12 protein-coding genes are annotated in these 11,892 nt (G+C 69.9%); 9 read left to right on the top strand and 3 right to left on the bottom strand.

Going from position 1 to position 11,892, the window contains the following annotated elements:
* On the top strand, nt 1-846 hold an 846-nt coding region (locus ACWDU1_RS20675), incomplete at its 5' end, for an FAD-dependent monooxygenase (protein WP_450000662.1).
* 220 nt (nt 847-1,066) lie between these two features.
* Here the strand turns inward: ACWDU1_RS20675 and ACWDU1_RS20670 are convergent.
* Complete coding sequence (locus ACWDU1_RS20670) at nt 1,067-1,843, bottom strand: helix-turn-helix transcriptional regulator (RefSeq protein ID WP_450000661.1); 777 nt, start codon at nt 1,841-1,843, stop codon at nt 1,067-1,069.
* A gap of 77 nt (nt 1,844-1,920) precedes the next feature.
* On the opposite strand from ACWDU1_RS20670, the gene ACWDU1_RS20665 reads away from it, so the two are divergent.
* From ACWDU1_RS20665 to ACWDU1_RS20650, 4 genes are all read left to right on the top strand, one after another.
* Nucleotides 1,921-2,781, top strand: a complete 861-nt coding sequence (locus ACWDU1_RS20665; RefSeq protein ID WP_450000659.1) for an alpha/beta fold hydrolase — start codon at nt 1,921-1,923, stop codon at nt 2,779-2,781.
* Between the two features lie 143 nt (nt 2,782-2,924).
* Nucleotides 2,925-3,899, top strand: a complete 975-nt coding sequence (locus tag ACWDU1_RS20660) for a TIGR03557 family F420-dependent LLM class oxidoreductase (RefSeq protein ID WP_450000657.1) — start codon at nt 2,925-2,927, stop codon at nt 3,897-3,899.
* Between the two features lie 50 nt (nt 3,900-3,949).
* Nucleotides 3,950-5,017: an Rv2629 family ribosome hibernation factor gene (locus ACWDU1_RS20655; RefSeq protein ID WP_450000655.1), complete on the top strand. Its 1,068-nt coding sequence runs from the start codon at nt 3,950-3,952 to the stop codon at nt 5,015-5,017.
* Nucleotides 5,018-5,044: 27 nt separating this feature from the next.
* Complete coding sequence (locus ACWDU1_RS20650; RefSeq protein ID WP_450000653.1) at nt 5,045-5,227, top strand: hypothetical protein; 183 nt, start codon at nt 5,045-5,047, stop codon at nt 5,225-5,227.
* 67 nt (nt 5,228-5,294) lie between these two features.
* Here ACWDU1_RS20650 and ACWDU1_RS20645 read toward each other — a convergent pair whose 3' ends face one another.
* Nucleotides 5,295-6,119, bottom strand: coding sequence for a VOC family protein (locus ACWDU1_RS20645; RefSeq protein WP_450000652.1), 825 nt, complete (start codon nt 6,117-6,119; stop codon nt 5,295-5,297).
* 329 nt (nt 6,120-6,448) lie between these two features.
* Between ACWDU1_RS20645 and ACWDU1_RS20640 the strand changes: the two genes are divergently transcribed.
* The 4 genes from ACWDU1_RS20640 (at nt 6,449) to ACWDU1_RS20625 (ending at nt 11,078) form a co-directional block, all read left to right on the top strand.
* The gene (locus ACWDU1_RS20640; RefSeq protein WP_450000651.1) at nt 6,449-7,849 is read left to right on the top strand and encodes a GntP family permease; all 1,401 of its coding nucleotides are present in this window, start codon (nt 6,449-6,451) and stop codon (nt 7,847-7,849) included.
* A 63-nt stretch (nt 7,850-7,912) separates the two neighbouring features.
* Nucleotides 7,913-9,154 (top strand): CaiB/BaiF CoA transferase family protein, encoded by a 1,242-nt coding sequence (locus tag ACWDU1_RS20635; protein ID WP_450000649.1) that lies wholly within the window; start codon nt 7,913-7,915, stop codon nt 9,152-9,154.
* Nucleotides 9,151-10,089 (top strand): hydroxymethylglutaryl-CoA lyase, encoded by a 939-nt coding sequence (locus tag ACWDU1_RS20630; protein WP_450000647.1) that lies wholly within the window; start codon nt 9,151-9,153, stop codon nt 10,087-10,089. The genes ACWDU1_RS20635 and ACWDU1_RS20630 overlap by 4 nt, the downstream gene beginning before the upstream one ends.
* Nucleotides 10,086-11,078, top strand: coding sequence for a 2-hydroxyacid dehydrogenase (locus tag ACWDU1_RS20625; protein WP_450000645.1), 993 nt, complete (start codon nt 10,086-10,088; stop codon nt 11,076-11,078). The genes ACWDU1_RS20630 and ACWDU1_RS20625 overlap by 4 nt, the downstream gene beginning before the upstream one ends.
* A 13-nt stretch (nt 11,079-11,091) precedes the next feature.
* Here ACWDU1_RS20625 and ACWDU1_RS20620 read toward each other — a convergent pair whose 3' ends face one another.
* Complete coding sequence (locus tag ACWDU1_RS20620) at nt 11,092-11,877, bottom strand: IclR family transcriptional regulator (protein ID WP_450000643.1); 786 nt, start codon at nt 11,875-11,877, stop codon at nt 11,092-11,094.
* Between the last annotated feature and the right edge of the window lie 15 nt (nt 11,878-11,892).

Raw genomic sequence — 11,892 nt, 5'->3', positions numbered from 1 at the left:
GGTCATCGCTTCGTCACCGCCGTCGAGGAATCCGGCCGGGTCCGTGCCGCCGTCCGGAACCTGCGCGACGAGACGACCGCGCAGTGGGAGGCCGATGTTCTCGTCGGCGCCGACGGCCTGCATTCCGCGGTCCGCGCGTATCTCTATCCGGACGAGGGCGCGCCGCTGTGGAACGGTATCCGGATGTGGCGCGGGACCGCCCGCGCGGCGCCGTTCCGCACCGGATCCTCCATGCTGATGGCCGGCAGCAATCACGCCGCCAAACTGGTCGCCTATCCGCTCACCACCGACTCGGACGACGGAACCGTGGAGGTCAACTGGGTCGCGGAGGTGCGGACACCGCACGGCAGGCAGGGTATGGCGGAGTGGGACCGCACCGGGCGGCTCGCCGATATCGCGCCGCACTACGCGGGCTGGCGGATCGCCGGTGTGGATATCGGCGCCCTGCTGGCCGCCACCGAGACGGTGCTCGAGTATCCGATGGTAGACCGGGACCCGCTGCCGCGGTGGAGTTTCGGGCGCATCACCCTGCTGGGCGACGCCGCGCACCCCATGTACCCGATCGGCTCCAACGGCGGTTCGCAGGCGATCCTCGACGCCGTCGCCCTGGCCGCGGCGCTGCGGGATGCCGACGACCCGGCCGGCGGGCTGGCCGCCTACGAATCCGCCCGCCGGGAACCTGCGAACGCGGTGGTACTGGCCAACCGGGATATGCCGATGGACCGTACGCTGCGGCTGGTCGCCGAACGCGCACCACACGGTTTCACCCGGATCGAGGAGGTGCTGAGCACCGCGGAACTGGCCGCGATAGGCGCCGGCTACCGCCGGACGAGCGCCATCCGATGACGATCGGCACCGGAGCCACCGTAGGCCGAGTCCGGTTCCACCGGGCGGCGCTGCCCGTGCAACATCAGCTCACCCGCCATCACCCAGGTGGCGGCGCCGGTGCGGCGCATCCCCGTACCGGTATCGGTGATCAGCGGATAGTTGCCCGCATCGAAGAAATCCGCCCGACCGCAGATGGGGGTCCCGCGGGGCGAATATCCCAGCCGGGCGCGAGCGGCGGTCAGTGTTCGATGATCCGCAGTTCGCCGCCGATCCGGCCGAAGGCGGTGGGGGTCAGACCGAACATGGCCCGGAACGTATCGCTGAAATGGGACGGCGACGCGAATCCGGCGTCCACCGCCGACCGGGTCAGGTCGTGGCCGGCGGCGAACGACCGCCCGACTCGCACCATCCGGGCCCACTGCACATAGCGCCGGAAGCTGGTTCCGGTCTGCGCGGCGAAGGTGCGCAGGAAGTACGAGCCGGACAGGCCCACCGAGCGAGCGGCGTCCGGGGCCCGATGCGGGCCCGCCGGATCGGCGCGGATCGCGGCCGCCACCGCGGCTATCCGGTGATCGCGGATATCGGGAACCGGGATACTGGCCAGCTCGAGCAGACGTTCGATATCGGGTCGCGGATCCCGGCACAGCGCCACGAGGTCGGCTTCGCGCCGGTGCGCGCGGGGATAGCCGGCCACCGATCCGGTCATTCCGCCGAGGCAGCGGGCCAGCCGGGTACTGGTGGGGTCGAAGAAACAGAAGAGCATGGTGCCGCTGCTGTGCACGACATGGTGGGTGACCCGGGCCCGGAAAAGGAAACTGCGTGCGTCGATATCCGGAGCGTCGGCGACCCGCACCCGGAAGGGCGCGTCGATACCCACACCGAGCGACGGTATCGCGGTCGAATGCGCGTCCAGGCCGAGGCTCGGCCCGAGGTAGACGGCGTGCCCGTGCCGCAACCACAGCCGAGCCGTCACCTCGGGCGCGGCGCACGTTTCCGGAAGTGCCGACACGGTCATACGCGCGACGATACCGGCGTGTACCGCACCGGCGGCCGGGTTCACCGGCCGCCGGCCCCGGCAGCCAGGAGGCCAAGGTGACCAGTGAACAGACCGCCGTCCACACCAGGCACGACATCGTCGTCGACGGTGCCCGGTTGTGTTATGTCCAGGCGGGCAGCGATGATCCGCTGCTGCTTCTGCACGGCTGGCCGCAATCGCATCGCGCCTGGCGGCACCAGATCGGGCCGCTGTCGGGCAGCCGCCGGGTGATCGCCCCGGACTGGTTCGGCTGGGGGGATTCCGCCCGCGATACGGGCCTGTCCTGCGAGTACGACAGCGAGGTCGACCGGATCGCGCGGATGCTGGACGCGCTGGGCCTGGACCGGGTGGATCTGGCCTGCCACGATTACGGCGGTTTCCTGGGGCTGGGATTCGTGCAGCGCCATCCGGAGCGGGTCCGGCGGCTGGCGGTACTCAACTCCCGGGCCCACGGCACCTTCACCGCGCCCTTCCGGCTGTTGTTCGGCGCGTTCACGGTCGGCGCCCGGTACGACGCGACCCGCCGGCTCATCACCACCGGTGCCGTCCATCGCGTCCACCGGTGGGGGCTGGCCGGTTATCTGCGCAACGGAACCTTCGACCGGCCGGCGCTGGACCGCTACCTCGCGTTCCTGCGCACACCCGAGGGACGCCGCTGGTACGCGCACTTCTGGTCCGGCTACGAGGTCCGGGTCCGGCCGGAACTCGGGGCCCGGCTGCCCGAGATCGGCTGTCCCACCACCGTGATCTGGGGGACCCGCGATCCCGCGATCCCGTTCACCACCGCGCGGGAACTCGCCACGCGGATCCCCGGCGCCGAACTGGTGACCCTGGACGCCGGCCACTTCCTCATGGAACAACGCCCCGGGCAGGTCACCGCGGCACTCCGGGATTGGCTGGCCCGGCCCGCCCGGTAACCGAGACCGGGCAGCGTGCGGGCCCGCCGCCCCGCCGCCCGGTTTCACTCCGCGACGCACGGGTACCGCGGGCGCAACCGGTGTCGGCACCCCAACCATGCCGGTAAGCAGGCGAGATACCGACGACAGCTCCCGGAGGGAACATGCAGATCGGGTACAAACTGGCCGCCGAAGCCTTCGGACCCGGGGAACTGGTACGGCAGGCCGTACGGGCCGAAGAGGCCGGATTCGATTTCGTCGAGATCAGCGATCACTACCATCCCTGGCTGGAAACGCAGGGCCATTCGCCGTTCGCGTGGTCGGTGCTGGGCGCGATCGCGTCGGAGACCGACCGGATCGGACTCGCCACGGGCGTGACCTGCCCGACCGTGCGATACCACCCCGCTGTCATCGCGCAGGCCGCCGCCACCGTGTCACTGCTGTCCGACGGCCGGTTCACCCTGGGCGTCGGTTCCGGCGAACGGCTCAACGAACATGTGGTGGGCGACGGATTCCCGGTCGATGTGGCGGGGCGCCACCGGTTGCTGCGTGAGGCGCTGGAGATCATCCGGCTGCTGTTCCAGGGCGGGTATCGGTCCTATGACGGCCGCTATCTGCGGTTGTCGGATGCCCGGCTGTTCGATCTGCCCGACGAACCGCCCCCGATCGCCGTGGCCGCCGGCGGGGCGCAGGCGGCCCGGATCGCCGCCGAACTGGGTGACGGGCTGTTCGCCACCGAGCCTGAATCCGGACTGGTCACCGGCTACCGGGAGGCCGGTGGCAGCGGCCCCCGCTACGCGGAGGTGCCGATCGCGTGGGCGCCGGACGCGGAGAGCGGGGCCCGCGCCGCCCGCGAGACCACCCGCTGGGCACTGACCGGGTGGAAGGTGATGAGCGAGCTCCCGAATCCGGTGAATTTCGCGGCCGCGTCGGCGACCGTCCGCGAGGAGGACATCCTGCGCAACTTCGCCTGCGGACCGGACCCCCAGCGGTGCCTGGAGGTCGCCCAGCCGTTCGTGGACGCCGGCTTCGACCATCTGGTGACGATGAACACCGGCCCCGACCCGGACGGTTTCCTGGACTTCTACCGCGACGAACTGGACAAGCCGCTGCGGGCGCTCACCGCGCGCGCGGCCTGAGATTTTCCGCGGGCCGGATTCGATCTTCGGCGTGCGGGTACGCGCCCGGCGTGAATGGCATCAGTATCCGAGAACTGGCGCGACGACCCGGTCCGTTCGCCTCGCTGTATATCGACGCCGAACACGACACCGAGGACGCCGAACGGCAGCGTGCCCTGCGGTGGCGCGCCCTCGCCGCCGAACTCACCGAGCAGGGCGCACCGGATTCGATGATCGAGGGGCTGGCCGCCGCGGTCACCGGCAGTCCGCCCGAACCCGGGCACTCCGGCCGCGCACTCATCGCCGACTCCGGCGGCGTGCTGCTCGATCGGCGGCTGCCGCAACCGCCGCCGCGCGAGACCGTCCGGTTCTCGCCGCTGCCGTATCTGCTGCCGCTCATCGAGTCCGAGGCCCAGGAGGTGCCGCACGCGGTGGCGGTGGTGGACAAGATCGGATCCGAGATGTACGGCGTGGACGCGCGCGGCGCGGTGGTCGGGGAAACGGTCGAAGGCGAGGGCCATCCGGTCCACAAGGTGCGCCACGGTGGCGGCTGGTCGCACCGGTCGATGCAGCGGCGGGTGGAGGAAACCGTCCGGCGCAACGCCCAGGAGATCGCCACCGAGCTCACGAGGCTGGCGCGCGATATCCGGGCTCAGGTGATCGTGCTGGCCGGCGATGTCACCGCCCGGTCGGCGGTGCGCCGGAATCTGGGTGCCACCACGGCCCAGGTGGTGGAGGTGGACGCGAACGGCGAACTCGACGCGGAGGTCCGCGATATCGTCGCCGCCGAGGCCGGGCACCGGTACGAGGAGGTGATGGCCCGCTACGACAAGGCGCGCGCCCGCGACGAAGGACTGGCGGTAGGCGGGCTGGCGCCGACGGTCTCGGCACTTCTCGCCGCGAATACCGAGCAACTGCTCATCAACTCCGCGGCGCTCGGCGACCGCACCGTGGCCGTGGACCCCGAACCGCTCCGGGATCCCTCGGTCCTCGGGGCGGCGGGTACGAAATCCGCGCACCGGTGCCGCGCCGACGAGGCGCTGCCGGTGGCCACCCTGGTCCGCGGCGGTTCGATCACGCCCGTCGACGAGATGGCCGCGCCGCCGGAAGGCGTGGGCGCGCTGCTGCGTCACGCCTGAGAACCCACGACCTGGCAGGAGGAGAAGATGGAACGAGGCAACAGCAAGCACGGCGCGATTCGCGACGACGAACTCGCCCACGAACTCCAGGGCACCCTGCGGGGTAACCGGTCGAGCCGGGCCGAGGAATGGCACGACCCGGAACCGCCGGCCGACGACGACGATCTGGTCAACGAACGGGTCGATCGTATCGAACGTCCCGGGAGCTGAACCGGTCCCCGAAGCCGCACATCCCGTTCCTACGGGGATGTGCGGCTTTTCCTCGTCCGGCGGGCTTTCAGGACGGGGACTGCTCGGTCTGCGAGATATCGATGACCCCGAACGCCTCGCCCTGTGGCGCCGTCAGCACACCCATCCGCCCGAACGGGCTGTCCTGCGGCCCCATCGCCACCGAGGCACCCAGATCGGCGGCCGCGGCGAGTAAGGCGTCGGTATCGTCGACCTGGAACCAGGCCAGCCAGTACGGCGGCGCGGACCCCGGTGACAGGGTGGAATCGTTGATCCCGCCGATGGGATCGGCGCCCGGGCCCGGCGCGAAGGTCGCGTAGGTGACGTTCTCCCCGTCCCCGACCTCGGTGAACACCCAGCCGAAGACCCGGCCGTAGAACTCCTGGGCCCGGGCGTAGCCGTCGGTGTGCAGTTCGTTCCAGCAGTAGGCGCCGTGCTCGTTGTAGATGGCGGCGCCGAAATGCCGTCGGGCCTGCCAGACGCCGAAAACAGCCGCCGTCGGATCGGTCGCCACGAGCATCCGGCCGATATCCATCACATCGAACGGTTCCACGAGGACGGTGCCACCGGCCTCCCGAATGGCCGCGGCGGTCGCATCGGCGTCGTCGCTGGCGATATAGGTGGTCCACACCGACGGCATCGCGGGGCCGGGCGGTTTGGGTCCGATACCGGCGGCGGGGTGGCCGCTGCGCCGCGCCATCAGATAGCCGCCGGCCTCCGGGGCGCTCTCGTCGACCTCCCAGCCGAACAGGGAACCGTAGAACTCCCGCGCCCGGGCGGTGTCGTCGACCTGGCAGTCGACCCAGCACGGCGTACCGGCGGGCCAGGGTTGTTCACGTACCGGCATATCGTGTCCTTCGTTCTCGGTGCGCACGAGTCGATCGATAGCGGGGCGCAGGTCTGCCCGGCGGCGACGGCCGTTCCACGCCGCACCGGCCGGTTCCCGGCGGCGCGGCAGTTGAACGGTAGCCAGCGAGGATCTCGCGGGCAACGGCGCGCGCCCCGGTGTCGGCGATTCGTATCGGGCGCCCGCTCCGCCGTCCCAGGCGCCCGTGCGTACCCGGCGAACCAGAACACCGAGGTTGCCTATATTGTGAGTCACTGCTCATAATGTGAGCCAGCTGTGGCGCGGGTCACGGCACACGATCGCCGGTAGCGGCGAGACGAGCACTCGGCACGGGTGCGACTCGATGGGATAAGCGCATGTCAGACCTTGCAACGATGATCAACACGGCCGCGGCGATCCTCGCCGTGGTGGTGCTGATCATCCGGTTCAAAATCAATCCGGCGGTATCGCTGGTGATCGGTTCGGCCTACCTGGGACTCACCGCCGGGCTCGGCGTCGAGAAAACCGTCGACACCATCGCGACAGGATTCGGCGACATCATGGCCGAGGTCGGCCTGCTGATCGCCTTCGGCGTGCTCATGGGCGCGATGTTGCAGGAAACGGGTGCCATCGAACGGCTCGTGCAATCGCTGATCCGGGTGTTCGGCGTGAACCGTATGCCACACGCCCTGTCCCTGACCCTGGCCACCGCACTGCAATCGATCTACCTCGATGTACTGCTGGTGATCTCGGCGCCGCTGGCCCGCAATGTGGCCGCGAAACTCGACCGCAAGGGCACCGCGCGAATGGCCACCGCACTGGCCATCGGTGGCGAATGCGGCATCGTCCTGACCGTGCCCGGCGTCGGCGCCCTCGCGCTGGCCGGCCTGCTCGGAGTGCCGCTGGGCAAGATGTTGCTCTTCGGCGTCCTGCTGGTGATCCCCACCGTCGCGATCGCGGTGAGCATCATGTGCTTCCTGTTCGACCGCGGCTGGTGGAACGAGGAACGCGACGAACAGAGCGACCCGGAACCGGATACCGGGGCACTGCCGGCCAGCGAGGACGGCAACGGCGGTGCCGCCCTCGCGACCGCGGGTGCTGTGACCACGCAGACCACCGCGCCCGCCCGCACCCGGACGCCGCTCGCGCTGCTCTTGGCGCCGCTGTTCACCGCACTCGTCCTGATCGCCGTCGGCGCGATCCTGGATGTCGCCGAAATCCGCAACCCGGTGATCGAATTCCTCTCCACCCCCGTGATCGCCCTGCTGATCGGTCTCGTCGGCACCAGCGTGGTGGGCCGGCGCACCGTCGGTATCGACCGGATCCAGCGCTCCATCGGAACGGGTTTCAAGGAGAGCGGCCAGATCCTCATCCTGACCGGTGTCGGCGGTTCGCTCGCGGCGACCGTTTCCGCTATCGGCCTCGGCGATATCCTCGGCGAATACTTCACCGCCAGTACGGCGGCGCCGCTGCTGATGGTGTGGGTGATCGCGGCGGCCCTGCATATCGCGGTGGGGTCGGTGACCATCTCGGCAATCACCGCGGCCGGCATCCTCGCGCCCGTGGCGCCCGCGCTCGGTATCGACCCGGTGCTCATCGCACTGTCCGCCGGTGCCGGCTCCCTGTTCGCCGTACACGTCACCAGCAATACCTTCTGGCTGCTGCAATCGCTGATGGGGCAGACCACCCGGGGCACCCTGAAAACCTGCTCGGTCGGCGTCTCGGTCGCCTCGGTGGTGGCGATCGTGCTGATCATGCCGCTGAGCCTCGTGCTGTAGACGCGGCACCGGCCAGACCACCGGCATCGGCGCCGGCCCGTGAACACCAACCCTGAGGAAGACATGAGCGATCAGGCAATCCGGCCGCTGGCCGGTGTCCGTGTCCTGGAACTGGGCAACTACATCGCCGCGCCGACGGCCGGCCGGATGCTCGCCGATTTCGGCGCCGAGGTGATCAAGGTCGAGCGGCCCGGCACCGGGGACGAGCTGCGCCGGTGGCGGCTCTACGACGGCGAGACCTCGATGCTGTACCGCACCATCAACCGCAACAAGAAATCGATCGTGCTCGACCTCAAGACCGAGCGCGGCCGGGCCCTGGTACTCGACCTGGCCCGGGAATGCGATGTGCTGCTGGAGAATTTTCGCCCCGGCACCCTGGAGAAGTGGGGACTGGGCCCCGCCGAGTTGCAGCAGGCCAACCCGGACCTGGTGATCACCCGGATCTCGGCCTACGGGCAGACCGGCCCGCAATCGGCCCGGCCCGGTTTCGCCGCCGTGGCCGAGGCGGTCGGCGGGTTGCGTGAGCTGGTCGGCGACCCGGACCGCGCGCCGGTACGCACCGGGGTCTCGATCGGTGATTCGATCGCCGGTATCTACGCCGCCTTCGGGACGGTGATGGCGCTGTTCCAGCGCGCGCGCAGCGACACCTCGCTGCCGCTGACCGAACGCATCATCGATGTCGCGCTCAACGAATCGATCCTGTCGGTGATGGAATCGCTGGTCCCCGACTATCAGGCCTACGGGGTGCGGCGGGAGCGGGTCGGCGGCCGGATGGAAGGTATCGCCCCGAGTAACGCCTACCCCTGCGCCGACGGCACCAGCATCATCGTCGCGGGTAACGGCGACGGTATCTTCCAGCGCTTCATGGAAACCATCGGGCGCCCCGACCTGGGCGCCGACCCCGGACTGCGCGATAACGCAGGTCGCTGGCACCGCCGGGAGGAGCTCGATACCGCGATCGGCGAATGGACCTCCGGCCGCTCGCGCGCCGAGGCACTGGAGATCCTGGACGCGGCCGGCGTCCCCTCCGGCCCGATCTACACCGCCGCCGATATCTGCGCCGACGAACAGTACGCGGCCCGCAAGATGATCCAGCCGTTCGAGGTCGATACCGGGGCACCGCGGCCGCGGACGGTCGGCTTCCCCGGCATCGTCCCGGTGATCGGGGGCGCCTCCCTGCCCATCCGTACAATCGGACCCGACCTGGGCGAACACACACGCGAGGTACTCGGTTCGGTACTACGCCTGACCGATGACGAGATCGATACCGTCACCGGTACTTCCGAGACAGGGGTTGCGGTATGACCTTCACCTATACACCGGAGGCGCAGCTGCGCGATGTCACCCTGCGCGACGGGCTGCAGCTCACCGGGAAACCGCTGGCCACCGAACGCAAGGTCGAGATCGCCCGCGAGCTGATAGCGCTCGGGGTCCCGGCCCTGGAGATCGGTTCGATGGCACGACCGGACCTGGTCCCCCCGCTGGCCGACACCCTCGACGTGATCGCCGCCCTCACCCCCGAGGAACTCGCCCGGTGCTGGGTGTGGGTGGCCACACCCCGGCATATCGAGAAGGCGGCCGCGGCGGGCGCCCGCAACTTCCAGTACTGCCTGTCCGCGACGGATTCCCACAACAAGGCGAATATCGGGCGCACCACCGAGGACAGCGTCGCCGCCATGCCGGCGGCCGTCGCGCTGACCCGCGACTGCGGCGGTTCCATCCAGCTCTGTATCGCCACCTCACTCACCTGCCCGTTCGAGGGCATCGTGGATCCGGCGCGGGTCCTGGGCATCGCCGCCGACCCGCGTACCGACGGCGCGGACGATATCGTCATCTGCGATACCCTCGGCCAGGCCGTGCCCGCCCAGGTGAGCGGATTGATCCGGGCGGTCCGCGACAATACGCCGCCGCGCCGCATCCTCTACCACGGTCACGACACCTGGGGTCTGGGCGTGGCCAACACCCTGGCGGCCATCGACGCGGGCGCGACCATGGTCGACGGTTCCCTCGGTGGTCTCGGCGGCTGCCCGTTCGCCCCCGGCGCCAGCGGTAACACCGCCACCGAGGATCTGCTGTTCGCCACCCGCCCCGGCTGGCTCACCCCGGATACGCTGGCCGCCCTGGTCCGCACCGGTGAGACCCTGCTGGCCGAACTGGGCGAACCCAATCGTTCCAAAACCGCCCAGGGCGCGCGTTCCAAGGCCGAGGCCTTCGACTGGGTGATCGGCGAAACCGCGTGAGCGCCACGGATTTCCTCGTCACCACGGCTTTGCCCGATCCCGGGATGCGGCTGCTCGAAGCGGCCGGCACCGTCACCCTCGCGGAAGGGATGTCGGCGGCCGAACTCGCGTCCGCCTGCGCCTCCGGGGATTACCGGGTGGTGGTGGCCCAGTTGCGCGACAACTTCGACGCACCGCTGCTGGCATCCGCGAAGATCGCCGGCATCAGCAATTTCGCCGTCGGCTACAACAACATCGATATCGCGGCCGCGACCGCGAATGCCGTCGTGGTCGGCAACACGCCCGGCGTTCTCACCGACGCCACCGCGGATATCGCGGTACTGCTGATGCTGGCGGTCGCGCGCCGGTGCGTGGAGGCGGACGCCCATGTCAGGGCGGGCCGGTTCCAGGGCTGGGAGCCGGAACTGCTACTGGGCCACGACGTCAGCGGGCGCACCCTCGGGCTGGCCGGGTTCGGCCGGATCGCCCGTGCCACCGCCCGCCGGGCCCTCGCGTTCGGGATGACGGTCGCCTTCTGCCCGCGCCCGCCCGGCGACCGGCCGGTGGACGAGGCGGAGCTGGGCGAATTCGCCGGCCGGGTAGGCCATCTCACCTGGCCGGAATTGGTGGCGGAAAGCGATTACCTGTCGATACACGTTCCGCTGAACGAAGACACCCGCCACCTCGTGGACGCCTCCGTGCTCCGCGCGATGAAACCGTCGGCGATCCTGATCAATACCGCGCGCGGCCCGATCGTGGACGAGACCGCGCTGGTCGCGGCCCTGCGCGACGGCGCCATCGCCGGGGCCGGGCTCGACGTCTACGAGGACGAACCGCGGCTGGCGCCGGGCCTGGCCGACCTGCCGAACACGGTACTGCTGCCCCATGTCGGCAGCGCGACCGTACCGGTACGCGCCGAAATGGCCCGTCGCTGCGCGGAGAACGCGATCGCGATGGCGCGTGGTGAACTCCCGCCCTACCCGGTCAACCCGGAGGCGCTGGCACGCTGAAGCCGAACCCGGATCACACCGGGATGCGGCCCCCCAGAGTTCGGGTGACCTGTTCGGCATAACCCACGAGCAGGTCCACCCACTCTTCGCAGCGTTGCCGCGGCATCCGGATGGTGGGCCCGCTGATGGTCAGCGCGGCGACTACCGCACCGGAGGCATCGAAGATCGGCGCGGACAACCCGGATGCCGAATCCTCGCGCTCACCGGCGCTGATCGCGTAGCCGTCGGCGCGGGCCCGGTCGATGAGCCCACGCAGTTCCAGTGGGCTGGTGACCGTTCCCTCGGTGAGCGGCTCCATCGGGGCCGACAGCACCTGATCGGCCAGTTCCGGATTCCAGGCCAGCAGGATCCGGCCCGCCGATCCGGCGTAGAGGGGAATGATCTTGCCGATGTACATGTCCCGGCGCAGCGCGTGCCGGGTCTCGGCGATGGCCACACATACCCGGAAACCGTGATCGGCGCGGAAAACACAGGCCGTCTCGCCGGTCTCGTCGCGGATCTCCCGCAGCACCGGGTCGACGATGGCGAGCAGATCCAGGCCCTTCACCGCCGTCGCCGCCCAGTAGCTCATCCGCAAACCGATCCGGATCCGGTCACCGGCGCGGTCCAGCAGACCCTGCGCGACCATATTGGTGACCAGTCGCTGCACCGTGGAAGCCGGGAACCCGGTGGCCTGCTGGATCTCCCCGAGTGTCAGCGAGGGACGCGCGAGAGTGAAGGCGTCGAGGATCTCGGTGATCTTGCCCAGCACCAGCAGCGGCTGGTGATTTCCCGGCACCGCGCCCTCTTCCCTCGTCATAGCGCAGAATCTACG

Source organism: Nocardia sp. NPDC003345 (assembly GCF_053589395.1).
This window is presented reverse-complemented; position numbering and strand designations above follow the sequence as displayed.

Coding starts and splice junctions, on each gene's coding strand:
- ACWDU1_RS20660 (WP_450000657.1), top strand. CDS start 2,925: ATGCAGATCGGGTACAAACTGGCCGCCGAAGCCTTCGGACCCGGGGAA.
- ACWDU1_RS20640 (WP_450000651.1), top strand. CDS start 6,449: ATGTCAGACCTTGCAACGATGATCAACACGGCCGCGGCGATCCTCGCC.
- ACWDU1_RS20650 (WP_450000653.1), top strand. CDS start 5,045: ATGGAACGAGGCAACAGCAAGCACGGCGCGATTCGCGACGACGAACTC.
- ACWDU1_RS20635 (WP_450000649.1), top strand. CDS start 7,913: ATGAGCGATCAGGCAATCCGGCCGCTGGCCGGTGTCCGTGTCCTGGAA.
- ACWDU1_RS20630 (WP_450000647.1), top strand. CDS start 9,151: ATGACCTTCACCTATACACCGGAGGCGCAGCTGCGCGATGTCACCCTG.
- ACWDU1_RS20670 (WP_450000661.1), bottom strand. CDS start 1,843: ATGACCGTGTCGGCACTTCCGGAAACGTGCGCCGCGCCCGAGGTGACG.
- ACWDU1_RS20620 (WP_450000643.1), bottom strand. CDS start 11,877: ATGACGAGGGAAGAGGGCGCGGTGCCGGGAAATCACCAGCCGCTGCTG.